Here is a 26,558-nt window from a genome sequence, read left to right on the forward strand (position 1 = left end):
TGCTTTAGAACAGGGGGGAAAGATCGATGACGGATGAGCATTATATGAATATGGCGTTACAGCTGGCTCGTCAAGCACGTGGGCAAGTATCGCCCAATCCGCTTGTGGGCGCGGTTTTAGTCAAAGAAGGCAAAATCATTGGAACTGGCGCTCACTTACGAGCCGGGGGCGCGCACGCAGAGGTTCATGCACTAAGAGCTGCTGGAGATGCTTGCGGCGCGACGATGTATGTCACACTCGAGCCATGTAGTCACTTTGGTCGCACACCTCCGTGTAGTGACGCCTTAATTCAACATCAAGTCAAACGTGTCGTCATCGCCTGTACAGATCCTAACCCTGAGGTTGCTGGGCGTGGCATCGAAAAGCTAAATGAGGCCGGTATTGATGTGACGCTAGGTGTGTTGGAGGACGAAGCGCGCGAGCTTAATCGCATATTTTTTCATCATATACGCTATCAACGTCCATTTATTACGTTGAAATTTGCGGCCAGCCTTGACGGAAAAATAGCGACAAGCGAAGGAGAGAGCCAGTGGATTACGTCTTCTCATGCACGTTATGACGGTTGGAAAGAGCGTCACGATCATGATGGTATCGTCGTTGGTATAGGCACCATTCTCGCAGACGACCCATCGCTGACTGCTCGCATCCCTGGAGGACGACATCCAGAGCGTATTATCCTTGACACGCATTTGCAGCTCCCTTTAGACGCCAAAGTCGTCATCGATCAAATGGCCCCGACGTGGGTTATTACATCTGAAGAAGCCCCTATAGCACGAGAAAAAGCGCTTAAAAACAGAGGTGTGCGCGTCATTCGCAGTCACCCAAGAAAATTACACGACTGGCTCCATATCCTTTGGCAGCATCACATTTGCTCAGTGTACGTCGAAGGTGGATCAGAAGTGCTCGCTAGCTTTTTGCAAGAAAAACAATTTCAACGTGTCGTCGCCTACTTTGCGCCTACGTTAATTGGAGGCGCGAACGCTCCTTCTGCTTTTGGAGGAAGGGGCATTCCATCCCTATCTGAAACCCCCGCCCTATCGGTTCATTCTGTGGATACCTTAGGATCAGATATCAAAGTGGTTTTATACAGAGGAGGCGTGTAAGCGTTGTTTACAGGAATTGTTGAAGAAATCGGAATCGTAAAAGAGCTGTTCGCAGACAAAGATGAGTATGGGCTTATTCTTCAGGTGCGCAAGATTTGTAATGATATTCAGCTTGGCGACAGTGTCGCCGTCAATGGCGTCTGTTTGACTGTACGGGCAATACACGAAAAAACAGTTACGCTCGATGTAATGCCAGAAACACTACGAGCAACGACGTTAGACTCTTTTAAGGAAGGTACGCTCGTTAATGTCGAACGATCTTTACGGGCTGATGGTCGATTTGGCGGTCATTTTGTCAGTGGTCATGTCGATGGGACAGGCCGTGTGCTTGCTGTTGAGAAAGATCAAAATGCTCTTAATCTGCATATTGAGCTTACGCAAGACCTTTCGCGTTATGTGGTTATGAAGGGATCAGTGGCCGTCGACGGCACAAGTCTTACAGTTTTCGGGATTCAGAATCAAATTTTGCATATTTCGTTAATCCCACACACGTCGGAGCAGACGATTCTCGGTCGGAAGCAGCCTGATGATTTCGTCAATATAGAAGTTGATTTACTTATGAAGTACGTCGAACAACTTCATCATTCTGATCAAAGCACCAGAGTTCATGCATAAAAGGGGGTAAGGCAATGTTTTCAACGATCGAAGAAGCAGTGACGGATTTAAAACGCGGAAAATGGTGATCGTCTGCGACGACGAAGATCGCGAAAATGAGGGTGACCTCGTCGCGTTAGCGGATGCGGTAACGTCTGAAAGCATTAATTTTATGGCCCAGGAAGGACGAGGGTTGATTTGTCTACCGATGGATGAAGCGATGGCATGCCAATTACAATTATCGCCAATGACGTCGCGCAATACCGATGCGCACGGAACAGCATTTACGATTAGTGTTGACCACGTGTCGGCAACAACTGGAATCTCGGCTGCTGAACGGGCACGTACGATTCGAGAGCTCGTCAAAGAAAATGTTCATCCAGCAGAGTTTCGAACGCCGGGTCATATGTTTCCCTTAGTTGCAAAAAAAGGTGGTGTGTTTAGACGTGCTGGTCATACAGAAGCTGCCGTTGATCTTGCTAAACTTGCTGGCTCACGACCAGCTGCAGTCATTTGTGAGATTTTAAATCCAGATGGGACAATGGCACGACGCGACAGTCTGCAAGTGTTCGCTTCCAAGTATCAATTAAAGATGATTACGATCAAAGCGTTGAAGCAGTATCGGCGAGAAGTTGAACGCACTGTCTATCGTGAAGGAGAAACATCGCTACCGACGACAGCTGGACTTTTCCGTGCGGTCGGATTTAGAAGCACAGTGAATCAGAAGGAGCATTTGGCGCTTGTAAAAGGAGATGTCACACAAGCTGAAAGTACGCTCGTGCGCGTGCATTCAGAATGTCTTACGGGAGACGTTTTTGGCTCTCACCGTTGTGATTGTGGTCCCCAGCTTCACGCCAGCCTCCGCGCTATTGAGCGAGAAGGTGACGGAATTTTACTTTACCTGCGCCAAGAAGGACGAGGCATTGGGTTACTCAATAAATTGAAAGCTTACGCACTCCAAGAGGATGGCTTAGATACTGTAGAAGCTAATGAAAGACTTGGATTTACAGCAGATGGGCGCAGTTATCAAGAAGCGGCACATATGCTTCTCGATCTTGGCATTCAACGCATTCGATTGTTAACGAATAACCCGCTGAAACTAAGCGGATTGACAAACTACGGCATCGACATCCAAGAGCGTATCCCTTTGGAAATACCTGCTCGTACAGAAAATAAAGCTTATTTACGGACGAAAAACCAAAAGTTGGGACACATGTTTCAGCTTAAAAATTGATTCACAAGACAAAGTGAGGTAAGATAATTTCGTCACCTGTCTTGTCAACGCACAGGAGGATGGCTATGACTCGCACATTGGAAGGTCATTTACAAGGTCAAGGTAAAAAAATGACCATCATTGTATCTCGTTTTAATTCACTCATTACGGAATCGTTGTTAGAAGGTGCGAAGGATGGTTTGAAAAGGCACGGTGTAGTAGACAATGATATCACGCTCGTTCGTGTTCCTGGTGCTTTTGAATTACCGGTTGTAGCTAAACAGCTCGCTGAAGCTGGACAGTATGACGCCATCATTGCTTTAGGGTGTGTCATTCGTGGCGCAACACCGCATTTTGAATACGTGTGCAATGAAGCCGCAAAAGGGCTATCTCATGTCGCTTTAAATACGGGAGTTCCTGTTATTTTTGGCGTACTTACAACAGATACGATCGAACAAGCGATGGAACGAGCGGGAATAAAAGCCGGAAATAAAGGCTATGATGCTGCTGTGAGCGCAGTAGAGATGGCTAATCTCACCGACCTCCTGTAGAGGAGGTAAGAGAACTTCAAGGCAGTGTTATGCTGCCGGTACTGGAGGATATTTTCATGTTAGTAAAGTATAAAAAGAATTATGAAAAAATAGCGATGGGACTTTTGTCGTTCATGCCCGGAGAAAAAGATTTAAAAAAATTGATGTCAACGATTCGCGAATACGAAGACAACGATTTATGGCAACTGTTTCTCTGGAAGGAAGGCGAAGACATGGTTGGCATTATCGGGGTGCGACTGAATCCTGATCGAGGAGAGGCGGAATTACAGCATATTTCTGTAAACCCTTCCTTCCGTAACCAAGGATTAGGCCAACGACTCGTGCGTGAGTTAAAATCGCTTTTCTCCAACCGGTATACATTACTGCCGAATGAAGAAACGACCGAATTTTTTTCAAGATGTATTGAATCTGAATCTTAAGATCAATAAGCTATGTAAAACAAAGAAGCCTGGGGTGACAAAACCTCAGGCTTTTTAATGGTCTATGCAAATGAAATCGTAAAGCAGGTGACCGATAAAGCGTTATTTCGCGGATTATTCGCTTCATCGATCTTCGTTCATAAGTGCAAAGGCAGCTTATTACTGCTGTTTTTGTGAAAAAAACGCCAAATCTGCTTCACTTTGTTTATGTTTTACGGGCAATCTTCCTTAAGGCGTTCGTCGCATATGTTTATGAACGATGGCCTCGTTGTGTAAATTGCTCGGCTCACCATAAAAAAGGTTTCGCTGACGACAGAGCGACTTACAGAGAGTTTCAACCTTTTTTTCTGAAAACGGCAGACAAACACTCACGTAATCCGCCTGCATCGCTGCCTTTTCTTCAAGCACGTGCAGCAACGATAATAGCTTTTTACGGTCTATCCCAAGTCTTTGCAATGGTTCAGCTTCGTACTGAAGTTTATCGATCGCTTTTTTAAATAGCTTCTGTGCTCCAAAAAAATTTTTACGACGGTGGTGATATTGCGCAACCGCCAATTGAATAAGCCCGACCCAGACAGCGGATCGATGCGGATCTTCTTTCCAATGATCTTCAAGTATTTCATGACACTCAAAATAATCACGAGTGCCATGAAAATGGATTAAATATTCAATATACGCCTCTGGTAAATCATTCATAAGTGGCTCCCCATTTCAATGAAGCTTCTCACCTTCATTTCAACAGAAAGGCATAAAGAATGCAACAGGTTTACTTATATGTACCCCCTAGAAACAGGGGGAGAAGTGTCAGCTTACAGCCAAGCTGCACCTACAATGACCAATAGAATGAAAAGCACTACGATCAACGCAAAGCCTTTACCATATCCATATCCGTATCCGCTCATGTTCATGTTCCTCCTTTTTAACTTTAAGCTTAGAGCTTACAATACACCATATGTATTCAATCGTTGAGGTGTTTGGGCGATTGTACGCATTATCGCTTCGTTTTTTGTTTTGCTCTCTTTAGGCTGTGCATACGCTGAATTAAAGGGAGGGAAAAGACATGTCACTTGAACGGGTGAAGGAATATGTACTCGAGCATGATATAAATGCAGAGGCTGTTCTCGTCGGGGGGAGCTATGTCACGGGGGGAGCGGTTGCAGGCTCTGATATGGATGTAGTTATCATTGATGATACGATCGAACATTATTGTCGGGAAAGTGTCAATTATGAAGGGATACCGCTCGAAATATTTAAATATAACCAGTCGAGTCTCGATATGATCATGACGACTGAGTCGTTTACGGGCATTCCATTTATGACACGGTTGACCGCTGAGAGCGTGATTCTGCTGCAATGCAAACAAACGGGCAGTGCGATCATTCAAAAGGCAAAGAAGTTACTTACAGAGGGGCCACACCCTATATCAACGTCTGAAATCGATAGTCGGCGTTATCAGATTACCGATCTATTGCAAGATTTTGAAGTTGAGCGGCCATTTCATGAGACGGTCTATATTTTGATTGAGCTACTATCAGATGTTCAGGAGCTGATCTGTCGTGAAAAGGCATGTTGGTCAGGAAAAGGGAAATGGGCTGCTCGCGCATTGACAGAAGCCGATCCGACCTTTCAAAAACGACTGGAAGAAACGGTGGCACATTATTTTAAAACGTCTAAGAAAGAACAGCTCGTACAATGTGTGGACGAAAAGCTCGCATGTTATGGTGGCCGTTTATTTGCTGGGTATATTGAGTAAGCTCGTTTAACGGCTTAAAAATTATGCTAAAATGGAGTACGTGAATGAGACTGATAGAAAAGGTGAAGTAAGTTGTCGTATCAGGTAAAGCTCGAAAATTTTGAAGGGCCGCTGGACTTATTGCTTCATTTAACCCAGCAGCTTGAAATTGATATTTATCATATTCCCGTTCATGAAATTACCGACCAATATATGATGTATATCCGAGATATGAAGCAAATTGAACTCAACGTGGCCAGTGAATATCTCGTGATGGCGGCGACTTTATTAGAGTTAAAAAGTAAAATGCTACTGCCAACACAAGAGGACGAGTCGCTTGAAGATTGGGAGGAAGCGTTTGAAGATGAAGGAGATCCAGCTGTAGAGCTAGCGGAAAAACTCCTGATGTATAAAAGGTATAAGGAAGCAGCGTCGCGCCTTAGAGAAAGCGAACTGGAACAGAGCCGGCTTTTTTCGAGACCATGTCATTCCTTGCCTGCACAAAAGATTGAACCGGGTGATGCGTTGCAAAACGTCTCTTTGTTCGATTTAACAGATTGCTTATTACAGCTTAAAAACCGATCAAAAGAGAAAGTATGGCCGAAGCGATCTGTCGAAAGAGATGAGACGCCGATTCGAGATCGAATGGATGAAGTAGTCAAACGATTGGGTGGGCGTCAGCTCAGTTTTATCGAGCTCATCGGTGACAACAGCCAACCGAAACAAGTGGTTGTTACCTTTCTTGCTGTGTTAGAACTATTGAAAATGAAAAAAATTGGATATGAGCAAGGAAGTAATTTTTCATCCATTGAGCTATATTTAACTGATGAAGCGTCGTCAGTAACGAATGAGGTGGTTAGAAATGACGGTTGAAGAAAGAGCCGCTATCGTGGAAGGGATGTTATTTGCTGCAGGAAATGAAGGTGCTGACCGCCAGATGCTGGCAAATGCCTTGGAGTGTCATGAAGAAGTCGTCGCTGAGGCACTCGCATGCTTACAGGAGCGGCTAGATGAAGAGCAGCGAGGTGTGCAGTTAATTGAAATCGCCGGTGTATTTCAGTTAACGACACGACCTGAGCATTTTTCTTATATTGAACGGTTGAGCACAATCCCCGAGAACTCGACTTTATCTCGTGCTGCCCTTGAGACCTTGGCCATCATCGCCTATAATCAGCCGATCACACGCCCTGAAATTGAAGACATCCGTGGTGTTAAATGTGAACGAGCGATTCAGACACTCGTGCAGCGAGAATTAATTGAAGATCGCGGGCGAAAGGAAGGGAGTGGTCGTGCCATTTTATACGGCACGACGTCAGCCTTTTTGGAGCATTTCGGTTTAAAATCAATTGAAGGCTTGCCTCCGTTGCCTTTTGTTGAGGAAGAATCGGACGCAGAAGAAGATAAAGCCCTCTTTTTTGATACCCTAGGTGATGAACAGCTTTCTTAGTGAGTAAGCCTTCACAAAAAGGGACGTCATCGACCGCAAATGAAGAATCTGTCTTAATGCAGGTTCTTTTTTCGTTTGTCAACTCAGTCATTGTCGTGTGTGTGTCTGGTCCTTTATGCTAAACAAACCCAAATACTGAAAAGCAGCTCCAGTCAATTGACTTTCTTTTTACATGGTTTTTGTGAAACTATTTTTCAACAACGTATTGACTTCATCATGTGAAAAACGATCGTAAGTTCGCCTTTGTCAAAGACAAGAAATTGCATAATTATTCTTAGTCAAGGTTACAGAAAGTTACCTACGATAAATGCAAAGCTCACCTTCGTTCAAAGAAAGCCATGTCCGTGTTTAACGCTTTCAGTACCTTTGCAAAGATACGCTGTCTCCTGCAACCGCGACGCTTTGCTCGGAATGAATCATGTTTGTCCCTCTTTCTTCATAAAGATAGCTAGTATAGATGGAGACAAGGAGTCGAGCAGAGATGAAAAGGTTACGGAAATATATCGTTGCTGTATTAGTGTTTGTCACAATCACTGCCCCTGCACACGCTCAAAAAGAAGACACCTCTCCGCCACCGGGTGTTTCAGCATCGGCAGCTGTATTAATGGATTTGTCAAGCAAGCGCGTATTGTATGACAAAAACATGCATGAGCAAAGACGGATTGCTAGCATTACGAAGATCATGACGGCGTTGTTGGCGATCGAGTCCGGTTCATGGGAGGATACCGTAACGATAAGTGATCGTGCGGTGAGACAGGAAGGCTCGTCACTTTATTTACGCGCAGGAGATAAGGTGAAGTTAAAAGACCTCGTTTATGGGTTAATGCTACGCTCCGGCAATGATGCTGCCGTGGCAATCGCTGAGCACGTCGGGGGAAGTCTAGAAGGATTCGTTTTTATGATGAACGAACGAGCTCGCCTTCTTGGCATGGAAAACACGTCATTTAGTAATCCGCATGGTTTAGATATGGATGACGCCCACTATTCATCCGCGTATGATATGGGGTTATTAACGCGGGAAGCTATGAAAAATGACCTGTATCGCCAAGTGCAAAGTACGTCGGTCTATCGCTCCTCGGATCAACGATATGTCTGGAAAAATAAAAACAAACTGCTGACCGCATTATACGACTCATCAACTGGGGGAAAAACAGGGTTTACGAAGAAGGCGGGCAGAACCCTCGTTTCTACAGCGGAAAAATCAGGGGAGAAGCTTCTCGTCGTGACGTTAAATGCGCCTTCAGATTGGACAGACCATCAAGCGCTCTTTGAATGGGGATTTACGAATTATGATTGGTATGTCTTGTTTGACGAAGGTCAATCAATTAAAACCGCCGGAGGGACTGAGGGCTCAAAGTACCACGCCACGTCTCCATATGAGCTCCCTTTAGCCAATGATGAAACCGGTGATGTTTCCCTTCATTTACGAGGAGAAACGCAAGATGTTGGATACGCTGAAGTCATCGTAGGCGAGGCAATGGTTGACTTAATTGAAGTGGAGCGAGAAACTCCACTAAAGAAAAAGACATTTTTTGAAAGATGGCTTCCTTTCCTCCAGCAAGCGTATGGAGGAGATGCTGATGGTTAATTATATATGGATGTTTTTAACGGTCATCGGTATTGTTTATGCCGCTTCTACAGGTCAGATGGAGGCGGTGAACGAAGCCGTGTTTGATGGCGCGCAGCAAGCAGTTGTGCTCGCGATGGGGCTCATCTCCGTCCTCGTCTTTTGGCTTGGCTTAATGCGGATTGCACAAGAGGCTGGGCTGCTTGAGAAGGTGACGGCCATTTTTCGTCCTGTGATGAAACGTCTTTTTCCTGAAATTCCTTCAGACCACCCTGCACTTGGATATATACTCTCAAATATGACGGCAAACTTATTCGGTTTAGGCAATGCGGCAACACCCTTAGGTATTAAAGCAATGGAAGAAATGAAGCAGCTGAATGGCGGATTACCAGAGGCGAGCCGTTCGATGATCACCTTCTTAGCGATTAATACGTCAAGCGTTACATTGATCCCAACAACGGTCATCTCGATCCGCATGACCTATCAATCTAATAACCCAACTGAGATCGTCGGTGTCACCTTTATGGCGACCCTAATCTCATTTATCGGCGCAATTATGATTGATCGTTATTTTGCGTATCGTCGACAACGGAGGTAGATCGTCTATGATGTGGTTCTCAACGCTTTTAATCCCTTGTTTAATTGCTTTCATTCTTTTATATGCGGCGTGGAAAAGGTCCCTTCTTATGAGGTTTTTGTTGAAGGGGGCAAAGAAGGGATCCAAATGGCCTTTTCAATTATTCCTTACCTCGTCGGGATGATGGTGGCGATCTCTATTTTTCGAGCGTCTGGAGCAATGGATGCTTTAACGGAAGGACTGCGTCCGCTGCTGACCTTTTTAGGTGTACCAGCAGAAGTTGCTCCATTGGCCTTTATACGTCCGATTTCCGGAACGGCTGCTTTAGGGATGACATCTGATTTGATCCAACAGTTCGGCCCTGATTCGTTTATTGGTCGCCTCGCCTCAACGATGCAAGGGAGTACAGATACGACCTTTTACGTATTAACCGTTTATTTTGGTGCTGTAGGGATTAAACGAATGAGCGAGGCAGTTAAAGTCGGTTTGCTTGCTGATTTAGTCGGACTGATTGCTGCGATTGTCATCGTTTCTCTCGTTTTTTTGTAAAATAAAGTTCATTCATTCGGTGAAACCGACACAGTATGATACAATAGCAAAGGCGTGTTCACACGGTCCGCAGGAAGATTTTCTTTCTTGCGGTATTTTGCTTTAATATAAATTAAAACAGCGTTATAGCAACTGCTAAATGAGGTGGAACGATGGAACGATTACAAAAAGTGATAGCACAGGCAGGCATCGCTTCTCGGCGAAAGGCGGAAGAACTCATTGTTCAAGGGAAGGTAAAGGTCAATGACGAACTTGTTCAAACGCTCGGGACGAAAGTATCTGCCAATGATAAAGTTGAAGTTGAAGGTGTTCCTTTAGAAAGAGAAGAACCGGTATATTTTATGTTGTACAAGCCGCGTGGCGTCATTACAGCCGTCGCTGATGATAAAGGGCGAAAGGTTGTCACTGACTTTTTTGTTGAAGTACCACAACGTATTTATCCGATTGGGCGTCTCGACTATCAAACGTCTGGGCTTTTATTGCTGACGAATGATGGCGCATTTGCCAATGCAATGATGCATCCGAAGCATACAGTCGACAAAACGTACGTCGCTAAAGTTGAAGGGCTTGTCAAAAAAGGTGATCTCAACGAGTTCAAAAAAGGGGTCGAACTGGAAGACGGTAAAACAGCACCTGCAAAAGCGAAGGTCATTTCGCGAGATACAGCGAAAAAGACGTCAATTGTTGAGTTGACGATACATGAAGGAAAAAATCGTCAAGTCCGACGAATGTTTGAAGCGCTCGGATTTAAAGTATTGAAGCTGAAAAGAGAACGGTATGCGTTTTTAACACTTCAGGGCTTAAACGCCGGTGAGTATCGCGAACTTACACCCCATGAGGTCAAACAGCTTAGACAATTAGCTGTCACATAACCTTCATAAAATCAAAATCAGATTTTGCTGATAAGATGATATAATTTAGACAAAATGTGGTTTTTTAAGGGGTGAGCAAATGAACGCAAGAAAGAAAAAAAGGCTTGTGCTCCGGTCTTCAATCTTACTTGTAATGCTTGTTGCTGTTGGTTACACGCTTTATTCTGGCATTTTCGACAAGCCATCCATTGTTAGGGCGGGCCAGGTTGCACCCAACTTTTCTTTGGAAACGCTTGACGGAGGGCGTATTGAGCTGGAGGAATTGCGTGGAAAAGGGGTTATTATCAATTTCTGGGGTACGTATTGTGAGCCTTGTGAACGCGAAATGCCTGCTTTAGAGGCTGGTTACAACATGTATAAAGATCAAGGTGTTGAAGTGCTTGCAGTGAACGTTGCAGAAACGAAGATTATTGTCAAAGATTTTGTTGATAGGATGGGGACGACTTTTCCAATTTTAATGGACAACCGCTCTGAAATTATGAAGCTATATGGCGTTGGACAGCTCCCTTCTACTTTTATGATTGATCCAACCGGTGAAATCGTTCAGCACAAAATTGGCGAAATGAGTGCAGAAGAAATTCGTGGCTATATGGAAGCTGTAAAGCCAAATGAAACGTAGGTGGTTGTATGCAGAAAGTAAAATGTGAATGTGGGCATGTGAATCCACAAGGAACACACTTATGTGAAGCTTGTGGCCGCCCCTTAACCGAAGAGGAGCGTAAACGAAAAGTTGCTGAGATGCGTTATGAAGGAACTGCTCGTCGCTCCCAAACGTATAAGCGAAACATTGTCGATCGAATCTGGCAGTTCTTTTCTTCAGTTAAAGTTGGGATTTGGCTTATCGTCGTGACGTTAATTGCTTCGGCTCTTGGTACAGTATTTCCTCAAGCGGAATATTTGCCTCCTGGATCAACGGAAGCGATTTATTATGAAGAAGAGTTTGGTATATTCGGGAAGATTTTTTATCAGCTCGGTTTTCACGAAATGTACGCTCAATGGTGGTACATATTACTCGTCGCCTCGATCGGTGTTTCGCTAGTGATTTGTTCTCTCGATCGCTTCGTTCCGCTTTATCGGGCTTTAAAGCACCAGCGTGTCAAAAAAGCAGATCATTTCTTAAAGCACCAGCGACTTCACTCTGTAACCGAGCATAAAAACGTTTCTTTAGATGAAATGAAAAAGGCTCTTGAAAAAAAACGTTATCGTGTTCGGAGTGACGGAAACCATTTACTTGCCGAAAAAGGTCGTTTTTCACGCTGGGGTCCATATGTAAACCATATTGGACTGATTATTTTCTTAATTGGGGTTATGCTTCGTTTTTCACCAGATATGTACGTGCAAGATCACTTATGGGTGCGTGAACACGAAACACAACCGATCCCCCATTCAAATGGCTATTATTTAGAAAATGTAGATTTTGAAGTTGAATATTATGACCCAGAAGCAAATGAAGGCGAATACAAGGAAGCTTTAGAGCGTGTAGGTGGAAACGTTGTTAAAGCGCATAAAACAGACGCAATTATTTATAAGCGTGCAGAAGGAACGGTTCCAGGCGAAGAGCCAGAGTTGGAAAAAGTAAGTGAAGAGCTGATCCGTGTAAATCACCCTTTAAAAATAGACGGACTAACGCTTTATCAAATGAACTATAAACCGGCTGAGCTCTACAGATTAACGCTTGGTTTAGATCGAAATGATACAGAAGATCGAGTTGGGACGTTCACTGTTGATCTGAGTGATGAAAGACTAATGAATGATGACGAAGTTGTCTATGATCTTGGTGATGGCTATGAAGTTACATTATCCGGCTATTATCCAGATTATGAAGTGAAGGAAGAGTGGGTTGACGGGGAAAAGCAAGTCAACTTAGGCTCAAAATCTAAAATTCCGGATAATCCAGTGTTTGTTTTTGAAGTGACCGGTCCTGATATCGAAGAGGTGGAGCGGAGCGTCATCGGAATTGGGATCAACGTCTCTGCGCCAGACGCCGACAATGTATATTCCTTATCCCTTGTCCAACCAGATTTCAGACAGGCGACAGGCCTTAGTGTGACAAAAGACCGGACGCTAGGTATTATTAGCGTTGGCGGTGCGATTTTTATGCTTGGGGTCATTCAAGGAATGTATTGGACACATCGTCGTATTTGGGTGAAAAATGATGACGATGAGGTTTGGGTGAGTGGTCATACAAACAAAAACTGGTTTGGACTGAAAAGAGAGCTGGATGAAGTGATTGCACCTTTTTCCCTTACGTCTGTTGTTGATCGAAAAGAAGAGTCTAAAGCGAAAGACTCTCTGAAGGGAAGTGAGTAGGATGGTAGAATTTAGTGGGAATTTATTATTTGTTGCGTTTATATGTTATTTAGTAGCGACTGCTTTTTTGGTGGGGCTATTCGAAAAAAGCAAGATGAAGTCGTTTGGACGAAGAGTGGCGTGATCGGATATACAATCACCGTGATTGGCTTTTTAAGTAACCTCGGCTACTTTATTTTGCGCTGGATTGTAGCTGGACGAGCTCCGGTTAGTAACTTGTTTGAGTTTATTACGTTCTTTGGCATGATGTTTATCTTTGCCTTTTTAATCATATACTGGATGTATAAGCTGAACGTACTTGGATTATTCACGTTACCGATTGTCTTACTTATCATTGCTTATGGAAGCATGTTTCCAAACGAAGTTGAACCGCTCGTCGATTCACTGCAAAGTAATTGGTTAAGCATTCATGTAACAACCGTTGGAGCTGGACAAGCGATCTTAGCGATCAGCTTTGCTGCAGGTTTAATTTACTTGTTGCGTGTTGTTGATCAAGCAAAAGCAACGAAAAAAAACGTTTTGGATCGAATTTATTCTTTTTACATTATGCAGTGCGCTGGCGTTTATCGTTCTTACGTCGACGTTCTCGGCGATGAACCATAGCGAAGTGTACACGTTTATTGAAGATGAGCAAGAATTACAGATTGAATACAACATTCCGGCCGTATTTGCGCCGGCAGGTGGAGAGCTCGTCGCTGGAGAGCCATATTTTTCAGCACCTTTTGAAGCCCCTGCCTGGTTGAATGGTGCTGAAGCGCCGCGCCGGTTTAACACGCTACTCATATCTCTCGTTGGTGGTCTTCTCGTCTATGGCCTGTTGCGTTTAATCTTCAGAAAACGAATCGGTGCTGTCATCCATCCGAAACTGAAAGGGATTCGACCAGAGCTGCTTGATGAAATTTCCTATCGGGCGGTAGCGATCGGCTTTCCTGTCTTTGCTCTAGGCGGTTTAGTCTTTGCGATGATTTGGGCTCAAGAAGCTTGGGGACGTTTTTGGGGCTGGGATCCGAAGGAAGTATGGGCGCTGATTACCTTTTTGTTTTATGCTGCCTTCCTCCATTTACGTCTTTCTCAAGGGTGGCACGGAGAGCGTTCGGCTTGGCTGGCGGTCGTCGGTTTTGCTATCATTATGTTTAACTTAATCTTTGTAAACTTAGTCATCTCTGGACTTCACTCTTACGCATAAGATCAGAGAGTTAAGCGATAGAAAGGTGGGAAAACTGCTGCCAGCACTCCTGGCGGCAGAGGTCTATGGAAAAATCAGCACACATTTTGGTCGTGGATGATGAAGAGAGGATCCGCCGCCTTTTAAAAATGTATCTTGAGCGTGAGCATTATACAGTAGACGAAGCAGAAGATGGAGAATCTGCTCTTGAAAAAGCTGTAGAATCAGATTACGACTGTATCTTACTCGATTTAATGCTTCCGGGAATGGATGGCGTCGAGGTTTGTGAAAAAATTCGTGACAAAAAAGCGACGCCCATCCTCATGCTCACCGCGAAAGGTGAAGAGGCGAATCGTGTTCAAGGGTTTGAATCAGGAGCGGATGACTATATTGTCAAGCCTTTCTCACCGCGCGAGGTTGTACTGCGCGTCAAGGCAATTTTGCGTCGTGCCGATAGCACGAAGTTTTTACAAACAGAAACACAAGCAAAAAATGTGCTCGTCTTCACACATTTAACGATTGACCACGATGCGCATCGTGTGACCGCAAGTGATAAAGAAATCGGTCTTACACCGAAAGAATATGAACTGCTTCATTTTATGGCAAAGACTCCCGACAAAGTGTTTTCTCGAGAGCAATTGTTAAAGGAAGTTTGGAAGTATGAGTTCTTTGGCGATTTGCGAACGGTCGATACACATGTCAAACGATTGCGAGAGAAGCTCTCGAAAGTGTCTAAAGAAGCCGCGCAAATGATTGTGACGGTTTGGGGTGTCGGTTATAAATTTGAAGCGACAGGCGAGTAAATGATTTGGCGCAGTGTTGTTGGTAAACTGTGGCTGACGATTATTTTACTCGTCGCCTTCGTTCTATTGATTTTGACGGTGCTCTTATTGCAATTCTTTCGCGGTTTTCAAGTCGATGAGGCTAGAGACAAGTTGACGCAGGTTGCCTCGAAAGTCGTGACGATTGTAGAGGAGCATGATGACCCTGAATTGGCGCGCTCTATTGCTTTTGAAATTGCGGATGATACGACCGGGGTCATTATTGCTGCTAGTTCGAATGAATACTGGATGAGTGAATCGTGGCAAATGAACGGCGTTGCTTTACACCAGTGGCTTTTGGATTCTAAGCTTTCTTCAGTGTTATTGTCAGGTGAAACGGTTTCGGAGACGACCTCATTACAGCAGCCGCAACAACCGCAGCCAATGGATGTCATGATCATTGGAATGCCTGCGCCTGTAACGCCATCAGGTGACGGTGCGGTCTTTGTTTATCAATCATTGGATGTCGTACAACGGACGACAGAAGAAACGACACGGCTTGTGTTGCTAAGTGCCGGCGTGGCGATATTTTTAACGACAATTTTTGCGTTCTTTTTATCAACCCGAATTACGGCGCCTTTACGGAAGATGCGTGAAGCAGCATTTGAAATGGCACGGGGTGAGTTTGATACAAAGATTCCAATTTTAACACACGATGAAATTGGTGAACTTGCCCTTGCCTTTAACCGGATGGGGCGTGAATTACAATTTCATGTGAACGCATTAAACCAAGAAAAAGAGCAGCTATCAAGCATATTAAGCAGTATGGTAGACGGGGTCATTACTTTAAACCGTGATGGCGAGGTTTTGCTGACAAACCCACCGGCAAAACGCTTTATTAATACGTGGAGATACGAAAATAAGGCTGAAGAATTACCGCCCCTCTTATCAGAACTATTTGCGGATGCTGTGCAAAATGAGGATGTAGAAACGGCAGAAATTACGATCCAAGGACGCATTTGGGTCATCATTATGGCCCCTTTATACGACGGCTCGTACGTCCGCGGGGCGGTCGCTGTATTAAGAGACATGACGGACGAACGGAAGCTTGATAAATTGCGGACGGACTTTATTGCAAACGTATCTCATGAATTACGTACACCAATTTCGTTGCTCCAAGGTTACAGTGAAGCGATCGTTGATGATGTCGCTGTCAGTGAGCAGGATAAACGTGAAGTCGGTAAGATCATTTATGAGGAATCTTTACGGATGGGACGTCTTGTCAATGAACTGCTTGATTTAGCCCGTGTCGAAGCTGGTCATGTAGAATTAAACAAAAACGACGTCTCGCTTAGGACGTACTTTGACCGGATGATACAAAAATTTAACACGCTGGCTCAAGAAAGAGATGTGCAATTAAAGACAGATTTGCATTTGACGGTTGATCATTTCCCTTTGGATGAAGATCGATTGGAGCAAGTGTTGACAAATTTACTAGACAACGCCATTCGTCATACAGAGGCTCAAGGAGAAGTCGTTTTGCACGCACAAGCGACACCAAAACGACTAATGATCGAAGTTCGTGATACAGGTGTAGGTATTCCAGAAGAAGACCTTCCATTTGTTTTTGAGCGCTTTTATAAAGCTGATAAGGCAAGAACGCGCGGGATGAGTGGGACAGGCTTAGGACTTGCCATTTCAAAAAATTTAGTAGAAGCACACCAAGGGACAATCACCGTTCATAGCAAGCAGCATGAAGGGACGACTTTTACAGTAACGTTCCCGCATCCAATGATAGACGAACGTTATTAGTCAGCTTGTAAAATGTTTCCTCGGCCTCAGGCATGTCTAGTCAGTCAATTATTTTTAAGCGAAGCTGATAAATAGGACTCTCTTTTAAAAGTGTTGATCATTTTTCTGCACTCTGAACCGACCGCTATTCTGGTCGGTTTTTTGAGGTTGATTAGAAAGTAAATCAGCGATAAGGGCATATTCATGCTACAATAGCTCTTGAAAACAAATTGTATACAATGACCGGTTGAATCATAGGAAATTCGTTTTTGTAGAAAAGTATGTAACTTTTCTTCCTAATGATCGACAAATAGGTTATACGGGGAGGTTCAGTCGTGCATTCGCTGTTTCAGGAACTTTATGATAAATATCATACAGATTTATTTACATTTTTAGTGTATATGGTGAAAAATCGAGAGCAAGCTGAAGACCTCGTCCAAGAGGTTTACATTAAAGTGTTACGCTCCTATGATTCATTCGAAGGTAAAAGTTCAGAAAAAACGTGGCTTTTTTCCATTGCGAAGCATGTTGCAATTGATTGGCTCCGTAGTCAAAAAAGGAAAAAAGAGCATAGTGGCGACTCATTCGAATGGGCAACGGCTCAGTTGCAACAACAGCCGTCGCCGGAAGACATGCCTGAAGAGCATGCTTTGTTAATGGAGGACATTCGCTGGCTATATGAATGTCTTGATCAATGTAATGAAAAACAAAAGACGGTGCTTGTCTTAAGGTATATTCAATCGTTATCGATTGCTGAAACGGCGGAAATACTCGATTGGTCAGAAAGTAAAGTGAAAACGACACAGCACAGGGCGATCAAAAAGCTGCAGCGCCTAATGAATGCCTCGACCGGGAAAGGGGGGAGCATCCATGAAAAAACGTCATTGGACCGATGAAGAGGTAAAAAAAGCTCTAAGTGACATGCCTAAGATCGACGACACGCAAGAAAAAGAAGCATTGTATCGAAATATTTCCGAACGGTTAAACGATGTTCCTTTGTCGAAACCGTCTAAAAAACGCCGTCATCGCTGGGTTCCGGTTTTTTCTTTCGTTGCGACAGCGCTCATATTGCTATTAATTGCCATACCACTTATTCCCTCTGATGAGGAAAGCTACAATTTGGCAGATGAAGCCGTACCTGAAATACAGGAGGTACAGCCATTTAGCGGTGCGCAGGATGCCCCGAAAGGAGAAAGACAGCAGCCTATTGAACGGAGGGCAACTGGAGACCAAAGGGAGTCAGCGGTTGAGCGCTCAATGATGCGAATGCCTTTAGCCGAGGAGCATGTCATTAGGAGTATCCCGACTGGCAGTGAGGTCGTGACTGTTCCGTATATTGATCCAAGTGCACAATTTATCGTTCCGGTCAGTTATACGGTCCAAGACGGGGAAACGACTGAGCAAATGGAACAAATATATGCTGAAGCAGATCAACTCGCAAGCGATGAAGCATTCGGTTTAGGGGCATCGTTGCTTGAAAATGTTGAAATTGAGAAGAATGATGACAAACGGATGATTACGTTAAATTTTAGTCAAGAGAAAGCAACTCAACTCAACCAAGGATCTACGGCAAGCACGTTACTCGTTTTATCTTTAGAAGAAGCTTTTGGTTCATCATTTGATTTTGTCCGTTTGCAAACAGAAGGTCAGCCTGGGTTGTCTTTAGGCAATTTCGGAACGGTGGAGGAGTTAGAACTGATAAATCAAAAGCCTCGACCTTATTTTATCTATGAAACGGATGCAACTCGTTTTCTCATTGCGATGCCAAGTCATTTTTCCGAGCCAGCCTTACCAGAAAGCTTTGATGAAGCTCTGCAATTTATGAAAACACCACCTGACGTGTTACCGGGAGTGTCTTCTGCCCTTGAACCGGTGGAGATTCAGGAGGCGACACTACTCAACGAAACGGCGACGGTCACATTCGCCAACCTGGACAGTTTGAATTCAAACGAAAATTTAGACCAGCTTCAATGGATGATCGAGGCCATTCTTATGACAGCTAAAGAATACGGTGCTGTGCGCGTACAGTTTGAAGGGGCGCAGGGCGCTCAAATTGGACCGTATGCATTGAATCAACCGATTGAAGTTCCTGTGGCTGCTAATCGTCACGATGCCCTTAAGCAAGACGAATAAAAAAACGAAAGGCGCCTTATCTTTTGGCGTCTTTCGTTTTTATTGCTTTGTTATTAAAGCTCAATCGTTTTTAATGAGTCGAGTTCATCAATAAATGAAAGGTCGTGGACAACATCTTCGGTCAATACTCGGTCAAACGATAGCATCATAATGGCTTCGCCGCCAGCAGTTTTTCGGCCAACTTGCATCGTTGCAATGTTGACGCCGTGCTGAGCCAGGATATGTCCGACTTTACCAATGACCCCTGGTTGGTCATTGTGGTGAATGTAGACGAGATGTCCTTCTGGCAGAAAATCAATGTCAAAACTGTTCACGTTGACAATTCGTATCCCGTACCCTTGGACGAATGTACCAGTCAATGTAAAGGTCGTTTGTTCTCCGCGAACTTCAACCGAGATCAAATTAGAGTAGCCTTTCGTTTCGGTTGAAATCTTTTCACCGTAATGAATATCACGCTGTTTCGCTGTCATCGTTGCATTCACATCATTAATACCTGTATCTACACGTTCCTGCAAAAAACCTACGAGGAAAGCACGTGTAGTTACAGATGTTTCTAATGAAGCCACCTCACCAGCGTACGTAATGGACACTTCTTTAACAGGTTCTCTCATGCACTGAGATAAAAACCGGCCCATGGTTTTCGTTAAATGATAAAACGGCTCCATCTGCTCAAATACATCCTTTGGCAGAGCGGGGAGGTTGATGGACGATTGAGCTGGTCGTCCGTCTAAGAAGGAGAGCACTTCGCTGGCGACTTGTGTTGCTACATTGAGCTGCGCTTCTTTTGTAGATGCAGCGATATGAGGCGTAGCAATCACTTGGTCATATTGTAAAAGCGGATGTGCTTCAGGTGGCTCAACTTCGAAAACATCCAAAGCAACACCGGCAATATGATCTTTATCCAAGTAGTTCACTAAAGCGGATTCGTCAATGATACCCCCACGTGCACAGTTAATTAAATAGACACCTTTTTTCGTAAGGGCAAGATTTTCGTCGTTGATTAATCCTCTTGTTGCCTTCGTGAGTGGTGTATGTACTGTGATAATGTCACATGATTCTAGCAACTCTTCTAAGCTAACCGACTCAATCCCCATTTTATCTGCACGATTTTTTTGCAAGTATGGGTCAAATGCCTTGATTTTCATTTCAAAGGATTTAGCGCGCTTAGCAATTTCTGATCCGATCCGTCCCATACCTACAATCCCAAGCGTTTTCCCGTAAAGCTCCCGACCTTGGAAAGCAGATCGATTCCAGTTGCCATTTTTTATGGAGGCTGTAGCTTGAGGGATGTTTCGCATGAGTGAGGCAATCATTGCAAATGTATGTTCGGCCGTCGAAATCGTGTTTCCATCGGGCGCATTGACGACGACGACACCATGTTTTGTCGCTGCATCAATATCAATGTTGTCAACACCGACACCAGCACGAGCAATGATTTTTAAATTGGACATTTTTTCGATCAGTTCAGCGTCGACTTTTGTCTGGCTACGTACAAGTAGAGCATCATAAAGGTGTAAATCGGTCACGTCATGAGCATTTTTCTGTACAACGGTTACGTGGTCTGCCTCTAAAAGCGGTGCAAGACCTTCTTCACTCATTGCATCAGACACTAAAATGTATCCCATCGGTTTAAGGTCTCCTTTGCCTGTCTAAGATAGTCTGAAAATGAAAGTTGATTTTTTTGAAAGTACCATATCTACGAAACCAAGTCAATAAATGACGAACATCAATAATAGTGTAAGGCGTTTTAAGCATTTATTCAATTGCATTTACGAACAAAAAATGTTTTTTTACAGTTTTGTTCGCTAAAATAAAGAAACCGGCGTAAGCATGAAACAGGGGCTCAGCGTGTCTCAGCGTGTAGACAATGTATATGCTCGATTTTTACTACACTGTGCTAGCGTCAGCTTACGAACGCCTTCTTTGTAGCATGACTTGCAAACGCTGATCAGATATCAGGCGAGGTCGAGAGGGGGAGCGAAGGTGCAAATAGCGTTTTAGTTTGAGAGGAAAAGTGAGGCTAAGCACGACGAGTGTGGGTGTTTGTCAACAGTCAGATCCCTTGTATCCATGAAACAAGGGATCATCAGCATTATTCAAACTTATTTGGATCGCCATCAAATGGCTTTTCTGCTATACGAATGGATTCTGTTGGACACCCTTCGAATGCGTCCATTAAATCTTCCTCTAGTTCATCGGGGCAAATGACAGTGCCCTGGTTATCGTCAAGTAATGAAAATGAAACCCCTTCATCATCGTAATCGAAAACATCTGGTGCTGCTGCGCCACACGCGCCGCACGCGATGCACGTATCTTTATCAACAATCGTATATTTTGCCATCAGAGACCCTCCGTAGTCATGCAAATGGTTGTTTCAATATGCTTGTCATTGTATGACTCTTTTGATAAGACGTCAATAAAAGACAAGAGATCGTCGAAATGTTTTCAAATGATTGTTCTTTCTCCAAGAATCGACTCGTCTATGATAAACTGAAAGACAGATGAATGATTTGGTAGAGGTGTAGTGAGGTGGATCGAACAATGTCGTATCGACAGGCAGTACTTATGCACGTGCTTGATCGGTTTCAAGGAGAACGTAGTGTAAATGCTGTGTACCATTTATTAAAGGGGAAGCGGTCATCTCAAACGATTCAAGATGCTGGTTTGTTTGCGCTATCGCCATTTTTTGGTTGTCTTTCCACAACATTGACGAGAGACACATTTCTTAACGATATTGAATGGTTATGGTCAGAAGGGTATGTGATCTCAACAGGCAAGCATAAAGCGGTACTCACGGAAAAAGGAAGAGATTTATTCCTTCAGTTTAATAAAAGCTATCCTGCACCACAACGGCTTAATGGTGCGAAATATCATAGTCGAACTGACGAATTTTGGCGGCGTCTTTATCACCTATTAGATCGTGATGCCGAAGAAAAAGCGTCTTCAAGCTTTATGCTGGCAGAAAAAAGTACGTTACTTTGGCTTGATCAGTTTTGCCGCTCGCACTCAAAAGGCGTCTGGGTGAGGGCTGCATACGATGAATTGTTGACATTGTTAAATCAAGTAGATCAACTATCCGCCTGCATGTTCGTTTACAAGCTGTCACGCCCTACGCGAACGGGCTGGACATTGGAGCAGGCAGGCAAACGGTTCGGCATCGGTATTGAAGGCGCGGAGCTATATTGGCGAGCTGCTCTTCATCACTTATTTGGCACGGTTATGAACGCGCCTCAACGCTATCAGAACCTTTCCTTGCTTTTAGAAGGGACAGCAAATAACCCTTTGACACAATCCGCAGCCAAGACCCTTCCATATGCTGAACGCGGTGCTTCGATATCTGATATTGCGCTGAAGCGTCGTTTAAAAGAAAGTACCATTGAAGATCATATCATTGAAATTGCTTCACATCTGCCGCATTTCCAATGGAAGGATTACATATTGAGCGAACACGTCACGCTCATTCTCCCTATCATAAGAGAAGGTGAAGGGTATTCCTTAAAACGTATGAAAGAAAAGCTTCCTCCAGAAGTTTCATATTTTAGCATTCGTTTATGTCTTGCTAGAGAGAAGGGAGCGTTTTTTCAAGATGACACGTGACCAGCTGTTACGCAAAGTGTTTGGCTTATCTACATTGCGCTCAGAACAAGAAATGGTGTTAGATGCGATGGAAGAAGGAAAGGATGTATTAGCTGTGATGCCAACGGGGGCTGGAAAGTCCCTTTGCTATCAGCTGCCAGCCTATTTGTATGGCGGCGTTGTCTTAATTGTCACACCATTAATCTCATTAATGGAAGATCAAGTTCGCCGTCTTTGGCATGTAAAAGAGCGATCGGTTGTTGCGCTTCACAGCGGGATGGCGTGGAGAGAGAAGCAGCTTGTGCTTCATCGACTTGCATCGTATCGATTCGTCTTTGTCTCACCTGAAATGTTGCAAACAAAAAAGGTGAAAGAAGCGCTCATGTCTTGTACAATACGGTTATTTGTCGTCGATGAAGCACACTGTATTTCACAATGGGGGCCAGAGTTTAGGCTGGATTACCTTAAGTTAGGTGAGGTCAGAGAGACACTTGGAAGTCCTCCATGCTTGGCATTAACAGCGACAGCACCGACGGCGGTTGTTCATGATATTGTGACCCATTTGCGTTTTTCTACCCATCAGACGATTTTACGCATGGGCACTGATCGCCCGAATATTCGCTTAGCTGCGCAAACATTTGATCATGAATTCGACAAAAAAGAGGCGCTTCTCACATGGATTAAACGAATGCGGGGTCCTGCGCTCGTGTATGTGTCCAGCCGGAGGAAAGCGGAAGAGCTTGCTCTTTTGCTCGAAAAAGAAACGGCATTTGAAGTGTCTGCGTATCATGCCGGTCTAAATCCTGAAGAGAGACAGCTTATTCAGCGACAATTTTTGCACAACGAACTCGAGGTTGTTGTATGTACGAGTGCTTTTGGGATGGGAATTGATAAACCTGATATTCAATTTGTGTTACATTACCACATGCCCTCACGCATTGAATCGTTTGTTCAAGAGATGGGAAGAGCTGGTCGAGATGGTCGTCCAGCATTCGCTGTTGGATTGTTTTCTCCGGAAGATGAATTGTTGCAGCAGCATTTAATGACGGGTTCTCTACCAGATGACGCAAAAGTGGATCGGCTATATTTATGTTTTTGTCAGCTCGGCTGGCGCGAAGGAATGAGCGCTTTAAAGCAACATGATCACCGCTTCGACATGTCTGAAGAGCAAATGGATTACTGTTATTTTCAATTGCAACGTCTTGAATCTGCAGAAGAAGATCCTTTTGCTGTATTAAAAAACTTGGCCCAGGAGCGGCTGCGAGAAAAGTGGTCTCATTGGAAGTGTGTAAAAAAGTGGATTTTCACGGAAGGCTGTCGTCGACAAGAACTATTAGACGCTTTTGATGAAACGCTTGAACCTTCGGAGCGTCCTCAGTTGTGTTGTGACAATTGTGGGATGACTGTTCCGCTTGTTCGTTCTCAAGCGGCAGTAGTGACACCTTTGCAGCCTCAAGCGGTTAACGATTGGCGTCAAGAACTGGCAGTCATTTGTCAAGTCTCTCAAGATGAAGCGGGAGTGTGAATGAATGTCGCATCGTTTATTGCTCATCAATGCGTACCTATCTCAAGTCATCTTGCTAGTGGTCGCCGTTCTTTTGTTATGGCTCCTTCCGTTACAACGAAGAGACATCGCGATTTTCTTTCACTGGCCGTCATTTGCTGAGCTCGCTGTAGGGATTGGTGGAGCGCTCATCGTTTTATGTATTGAGTGGGTATTAAGTAAGACAATGTCAAAGGACCTTTTGGATGATGGGGGTATTAATCAGGCGCTTTTTGCTCCTTTATCGTATCACCATATGATTTTTCTTTGTCTCGTCGTATCCTTTGTTGAAGAAGCTTTATTTAGAGTTGTCCTGCAAACGCAATTTGGCCTTATTTTAGCGGCTTTGCTGTTTGCTTTTGTCCATTTTCGATATGTGAAACGACCTTTTTTGCTCGTGTTCGTAACGCTCGTTAGCTTTTGGATGGGTTTTTTATTTCAGGTGACAGCGTCGTTTTGGACCGTAGTCATTGCCCACACAATAATCAATTTAGCTGCAGGCCTACAACTAAAAAAACGAGAGAATGAATTGCATGATAAGTCAACAGGGGGGGATTGCGATGCAAACAAGAGCTGAACGAAGGGCGAGCCAACATGAAGAAAAACGCCGCACTGTTACAAAAAAACAGGAAGGCGAACAGTCTCTCCCATCACGAGTTCAACGTCGAAGTTCAAATTCGAGTGAAACATTAACAGAAAGGCGTGCCAGCCGCAGACGAAAAAGACGAATGACGCTGCACCAATGGCTGCTCATTTTCTTTCTTGTGTTAACCATCGGGATTCCCGTATATTATGCCTTGAAAGCTGAGCCATTAGCTCAGCATGAAAATGATGATACATCGACAAATGCCGCGGATGTTGTAAACATGGCTAGCGAAGAAGAGGCAGATGAGGAAGCGGACGCTACAGCAGAAGAAGTCATTGATGGTGAACAGGAAACAACAGATGACGATAATGCAGCTGAAGCAGAAACGAGCTCGCCTACAATACCGGAAGAACGCACCCCAACTGTATCAGAAAATGCGAACGAAACAGTTGAGGAGCCAGTGAATTCACAAGAGAGTGTAGATCCACCTGCACCTTCTGAGAGTACGGTTGAAGAAACACCGGTGGAGGAAGAGGAAACCCCTCAAGAGACAGAGCAAGCTCCTGTGGAAACAAATCAGCAAGCCGGAACGCACGTTGTCCAAGCAGAGGACACACTATATTCAATTTCCCAACGCTATTATGGATCGCGTGATGGAGAGGAAATCATTAGAAATGCAAATGGACTAAATGGAGATGCGGTTTACGTAGGGCAAGAGCTGCAAATTCCTGCACGTTAAAAGCGTTCACTTCTGAGCAAACCGTTGCATATATTATTTTAGACGACCGTCCCAGTCTAGAAAAAAAGGAGGCCATGGACAATGTCTGGGATAAAATATGCAGCATGGGTTTGCCTCAGTTTTGTTTTTTTTACAGGAGGTATATGGCTATTACCAATTGAGAAAGATTTCCTCCCATCTTTAGCGCTTGCCTTCCAGCACCCTTGGCCTTCCATCGGTGGGGTATTGCTGATTATTGCGGGCGCAGAAACTGTCATTAAAAGTTTATTTATCGCTCACGAATGGCTGCCCTACCCGTCTTTTAAAGGAGCTTGTGTCGTTACATTTGTCTTCAGTGCGGGGATTTTGAGCATTTTTGCGCTTTGGCTTTCCGCAATCGTGATGTTATATATGGTAACAATGCTTCTTTTTCAATTGTATGCTCGAAGAATGCGGTGGTTTAATTAGAGAGGAGAGAACTGTTTGGATTGGATTTTGATCATCGGGGGAGCAGCCATTGCCGGGCTTCTTTTGTTAGGGTGTATGATCATGCTCGCCTTTGAGAATAGGTTATGCTCCCATAAAGTGTTCTCCCCTCATTTGAAGCGTGATGAAACACTTGACATCTTTTTTATTAGTGATATTCACCGGAGAACTGTGTCACGCCGACTTTTAAGAAAGTGTGTTGGCGGCCTGGATGCAGTGGTTATCGGAGGCGATCTTACTGAGGAAGGTGTTCCTCTTGAGAAGACGAGACTGAATGTTCAACGACTCTCCTCCTTGGGGGCCCCTGTGTTTTTTGTATGGGGGAATAATGATTATGAAGTGGATCAGAAAGCATTTGTACAAATGTTGACAGATGAAGGCGTTCAGCTTCTTCGTAATGGTCATAGCTTTCTGCGTGAACACGTCTGTATCATTGGTGTAGACGATGCGACCAGTGCATTGGATGATTTGCCAAAAGCGATGCCTAAGGACGATCAAAGTGGCTTTTTCTTACTTGTCTCACATAATCCAAATGTTCGTTATACTGAGACGGAAAAAGAGAGATTGAGTGGAGTGTTAACCGCACATACGCATGGTGGGCAAATCCGTATCGGTCCATTCGGTCCATATACGCTTGGAGAGCTAAAGGTAAAAGAAGCGTTTTTTGAGCTTTCGACAAACGGATATGGTACGTCTTTACTGCCTTTACGCTTAGGCGCAAGGTCTGAGGCACATTGGCTGTCAATCTCTGGGGAGTGAAGTGTGGACATGCACTGAAGAGATTCTATATAATACAAGGAAGTTAGACTTTGCTTAAATTAAAAATGGCAACAAATCAAGTGTTGTCAAATCATTAGTAACGCAT

Annotated in this window: 26 protein-coding genes and 3 pseudogenes; 25 read left to right on the forward strand and 4 right to left on the reverse strand. The window is 44.2% G+C overall.

Translation table 11 applies throughout. The features are described 5' to 3' along the window. Nucleotides 1–26: 26 nt before the first annotated feature. The 5 genes and pseudogenes from ribD (at nucleotide 27) to G4V62_RS01275 (ending at nucleotide 3,880) form a co-directional block, all read left to right on the forward strand. Nucleotides 27–1,103 (forward strand): bifunctional diaminohydroxyphosphoribosylaminopyrimidine deaminase/5-amino-6-(5-phosphoribosylamino)uracil reductase RibD, encoded by a 1,077-nt coding sequence (gene ribD / locus G4V62_RS01255; RefSeq protein ID WP_165198950.1) that lies wholly within the window; start codon nucleotides 27–29, stop codon nucleotides 1,101–1,103. Between the two features lie 3 nt (nucleotides 1,104–1,106). After that, nucleotides 1,107–1,718: a riboflavin synthase gene (gene ribE / locus G4V62_RS01260; protein WP_165198951.1), complete on the forward strand. Its 612-nt coding sequence runs from the start codon at nucleotides 1,107–1,109 to the stop codon at nucleotides 1,716–1,718. Nucleotides 1,719–1,732: 14 nt separating this feature from the next. Further along, nucleotides 1,733–2,931: pseudogene (locus tag G4V62_RS01265) on the forward strand (bifunctional 3,4-dihydroxy-2-butanone-4-phosphate synthase/GTP cyclohydrolase II). A gap of 65 nt (nucleotides 2,932–2,996) precedes the next feature. Continuing rightward, the gene (gene ribH, locus G4V62_RS01270) at nucleotides 2,997–3,461 is read left to right on the forward strand and encodes a 6,7-dimethyl-8-ribityllumazine synthase (RefSeq protein WP_165198952.1); all 465 of its coding nucleotides are present in this window, start codon (nucleotides 2,997–2,999) and stop codon (nucleotides 3,459–3,461) included. A 56-nt stretch (nucleotides 3,462–3,517) separates the two neighbouring features. Then, nucleotides 3,518–3,880, forward strand: a complete 363-nt coding sequence (locus G4V62_RS01275) for a GNAT family N-acetyltransferase (protein WP_165198953.1) — start codon at nucleotides 3,518–3,520, stop codon at nucleotides 3,878–3,880. A gap of 228 nt (nucleotides 3,881–4,108) precedes the next feature. Here G4V62_RS01275 and G4V62_RS01280 read toward each other — a convergent pair whose 3' ends face one another. Together G4V62_RS01280 and G4V62_RS01285 are read right to left on the reverse strand one after the other, a co-directional pair. Next, nucleotides 4,109–4,576: a DUF309 domain-containing protein gene (locus G4V62_RS01280; RefSeq protein ID WP_165198954.1), complete on the reverse strand. Its 468-nt coding sequence runs from the start codon at nucleotides 4,574–4,576 to the stop codon at nucleotides 4,109–4,111. Between the two features lie 113 nt (nucleotides 4,577–4,689). Further along, nucleotides 4,690–4,782: a YjcZ family sporulation protein gene (locus G4V62_RS01285; protein ID WP_165198955.1), complete on the reverse strand. Its 93-nt coding sequence runs from the start codon at nucleotides 4,780–4,782 to the stop codon at nucleotides 4,690–4,692. A 158-nt stretch (nucleotides 4,783–4,940) separates the two neighbouring features. Here G4V62_RS01285 and G4V62_RS01290 point away from each other — a divergent pair, with 158 nt between their 5' ends. From G4V62_RS01290 to G4V62_RS01355, 14 genes and pseudogenes are all read left to right on the forward strand, one after another. After that, the gene (locus G4V62_RS01290; RefSeq protein ID WP_165198956.1) at nucleotides 4,941–5,633 is read left to right on the forward strand and encodes a nucleotidyltransferase domain-containing protein; all 693 of its coding nucleotides are present in this window, start codon (nucleotides 4,941–4,943) and stop codon (nucleotides 5,631–5,633) included. Between the two features lie 72 nt (nucleotides 5,634–5,705). Then, nucleotides 5,706–6,485: a segregation and condensation protein A gene (locus tag G4V62_RS01295; protein WP_165198957.1), complete on the forward strand. Its 780-nt coding sequence runs from the start codon at nucleotides 5,706–5,708 to the stop codon at nucleotides 6,483–6,485. Beyond that, complete coding sequence (scpB, locus tag G4V62_RS01300; protein ID WP_165198958.1) at nucleotides 6,475–7,059, forward strand: SMC-Scp complex subunit ScpB; 585 nt, start codon at nucleotides 6,475–6,477, stop codon at nucleotides 7,057–7,059. The genes G4V62_RS01295 and scpB overlap by 11 nt, the downstream gene beginning before the upstream one ends. Nucleotides 7,060–7,540: 481 nt before the next feature. Then, nucleotides 7,541–8,647, forward strand: a complete 1,107-nt coding sequence (locus tag G4V62_RS01305; RefSeq protein WP_165198959.1) for a D-alanyl-D-alanine carboxypeptidase family protein — start codon at nucleotides 7,541–7,543, stop codon at nucleotides 8,645–8,647. Beyond that, entirely contained in the window at nucleotides 8,640–9,224 is a 585-nt protein-coding gene (locus G4V62_RS01310) for a nucleoside recognition domain-containing protein (RefSeq protein ID WP_165198960.1), read from the forward strand. Before G4V62_RS01305 ends, G4V62_RS01310 begins: the two co-directional genes overlap by 8 nt. 7 nt (nucleotides 9,225–9,231) lie before the next feature. After that, nucleotides 9,232–9,752, forward strand: a pseudogene (locus G4V62_RS01315) (spore maturation protein). Nucleotides 9,753–9,904: 152 nt separating this feature from the next. Further along, nucleotides 9,905–10,624, forward strand: coding sequence for a pseudouridine synthase (locus G4V62_RS01320; RefSeq protein ID WP_165198961.1), 720 nt, complete (start codon nucleotides 9,905–9,907; stop codon nucleotides 10,622–10,624). A 79-nt stretch (nucleotides 10,625–10,703) separates the two neighbouring features. Continuing rightward, nucleotides 10,704–11,243, forward strand: a complete 540-nt coding sequence (resA, locus tag G4V62_RS01325; RefSeq protein WP_165198962.1) for a thiol-disulfide oxidoreductase ResA — start codon at nucleotides 10,704–10,706, stop codon at nucleotides 11,241–11,243. 8 nt (nucleotides 11,244–11,251) lie between these two features. Next, nucleotides 11,252–12,934 carry a cytochrome c biogenesis ResB family protein gene (locus tag G4V62_RS01330; RefSeq protein WP_165198963.1) on the forward strand — a complete coding sequence of 561 codons (1,683 nt, stop codon included), beginning with the start codon at nucleotides 11,252–11,254 and terminating at the stop codon, nucleotides 12,932–12,934. A gap of 1 nt (nucleotide 12,935) precedes the next feature. Then, nucleotides 12,936–14,120, forward strand: a pseudogene (gene ccsB / locus G4V62_RS01335) (c-type cytochrome biogenesis protein CcsB). Between the two features lie 65 nt (nucleotides 14,121–14,185). Further along, a complete protein-coding gene (locus G4V62_RS01340; RefSeq protein ID WP_165198964.1) occupies nucleotides 14,186–14,902 on the forward strand; it encodes a response regulator transcription factor in 717 nt (238 codons plus the stop codon). Further along, nucleotides 14,903–16,672 carry an ATP-binding protein gene (locus G4V62_RS01345; RefSeq protein ID WP_165198965.1) on the forward strand — a complete coding sequence of 590 codons (1,770 nt, stop codon included), beginning with the start codon at nucleotides 14,903–14,905 and terminating at the stop codon, nucleotides 16,670–16,672. It abuts the gene before it with no gap. 314 nt (nucleotides 16,673–16,986) lie between these two features. Next, the gene (gene sigX, locus G4V62_RS01350; protein ID WP_165198966.1) at nucleotides 16,987–17,547 is read left to right on the forward strand and encodes an RNA polymerase sigma factor SigX; all 561 of its coding nucleotides are present in this window, start codon (nucleotides 16,987–16,989) and stop codon (nucleotides 17,545–17,547) included. Then, nucleotides 17,522–18,784 (forward strand): RsiX family anti-sigma factor, encoded by a 1,263-nt coding sequence (locus tag G4V62_RS01355; RefSeq protein ID WP_165198967.1) that lies wholly within the window; start codon nucleotides 17,522–17,524, stop codon nucleotides 18,782–18,784. Before sigX ends, G4V62_RS01355 begins: the two co-directional genes overlap by 26 nt. A gap of 53 nt (nucleotides 18,785–18,837) precedes the next feature. Here the strand turns inward: G4V62_RS01355 and serA are convergent, their stop codons facing one another. Continuing rightward, a complete protein-coding gene (gene serA / locus G4V62_RS01360) occupies nucleotides 18,838–20,409 on the reverse strand; it encodes a phosphoglycerate dehydrogenase (protein WP_165198968.1) in 1,572 nt (523 codons plus the stop codon). A 467-nt stretch (nucleotides 20,410–20,876) separates the two neighbouring features. Beyond that, nucleotides 20,877–21,125 carry a ferredoxin gene (locus G4V62_RS01365; RefSeq protein ID WP_165198969.1) on the reverse strand — a complete coding sequence of 83 codons (249 nt, stop codon included), beginning with the start codon at nucleotides 21,123–21,125 and terminating at the stop codon, nucleotides 20,877–20,879. Between the two features lie 200 nt (nucleotides 21,126–21,325). On the opposite strand from G4V62_RS01365, the gene G4V62_RS01370 reads away from it, so the two are divergent. From G4V62_RS01370 to G4V62_RS01395, 6 genes are all read left to right on the forward strand, one after another. Further along, entirely contained in the window at nucleotides 21,326–22,381 is a 1,056-nt protein-coding gene (locus tag G4V62_RS01370) for a YpbB family protein (protein ID WP_165198970.1), read from the forward strand. Further along, nucleotides 22,371–23,885 (forward strand): RecQ family ATP-dependent DNA helicase, encoded by a 1,515-nt coding sequence (locus G4V62_RS01375; RefSeq protein WP_165198971.1) that lies wholly within the window; start codon nucleotides 22,371–22,373, stop codon nucleotides 23,883–23,885. The genes G4V62_RS01370 and G4V62_RS01375 overlap by 11 nt, the downstream gene beginning before the upstream one ends. A 4-nt stretch (nucleotides 23,886–23,889) precedes the next feature. Continuing rightward, nucleotides 23,890–24,480, forward strand: a complete 591-nt coding sequence (locus G4V62_RS01380) for a CPBP family intramembrane glutamic endopeptidase (protein WP_165198972.1) — start codon at nucleotides 23,890–23,892, stop codon at nucleotides 24,478–24,480. Further along, nucleotides 24,464–25,228 carry a LysM peptidoglycan-binding domain-containing protein gene (locus G4V62_RS01385; protein WP_165198973.1) on the forward strand — a complete coding sequence of 255 codons (765 nt, stop codon included), beginning with the start codon at nucleotides 24,464–24,466 and terminating at the stop codon, nucleotides 25,226–25,228. The genes G4V62_RS01380 and G4V62_RS01385 overlap by 17 nt, the downstream gene beginning before the upstream one ends. Before the next feature lie 81 nt (nucleotides 25,229–25,309). After that, nucleotides 25,310–25,675 carry a hypothetical protein gene (locus tag G4V62_RS01390; RefSeq protein WP_165198974.1) on the forward strand — a complete coding sequence of 122 codons (366 nt, stop codon included), beginning with the start codon at nucleotides 25,310–25,312 and terminating at the stop codon, nucleotides 25,673–25,675. Between the two features lie 15 nt (nucleotides 25,676–25,690). Beyond that, entirely contained in the window at nucleotides 25,691–26,452 is a 762-nt protein-coding gene (locus tag G4V62_RS01395; protein ID WP_165198975.1) for a metallophosphoesterase, read from the forward strand. The last annotated feature ends 106 nt before the right edge of the window (nucleotides 26,453–26,558 follow it).

It is taken from the genome of Litoribacterium kuwaitense (assembly GCF_011058155.1).
GTDB lineage: Bacteria > Bacillota > Bacilli > Bacillales > DSM-28697 > Litoribacterium > Litoribacterium kuwaitense.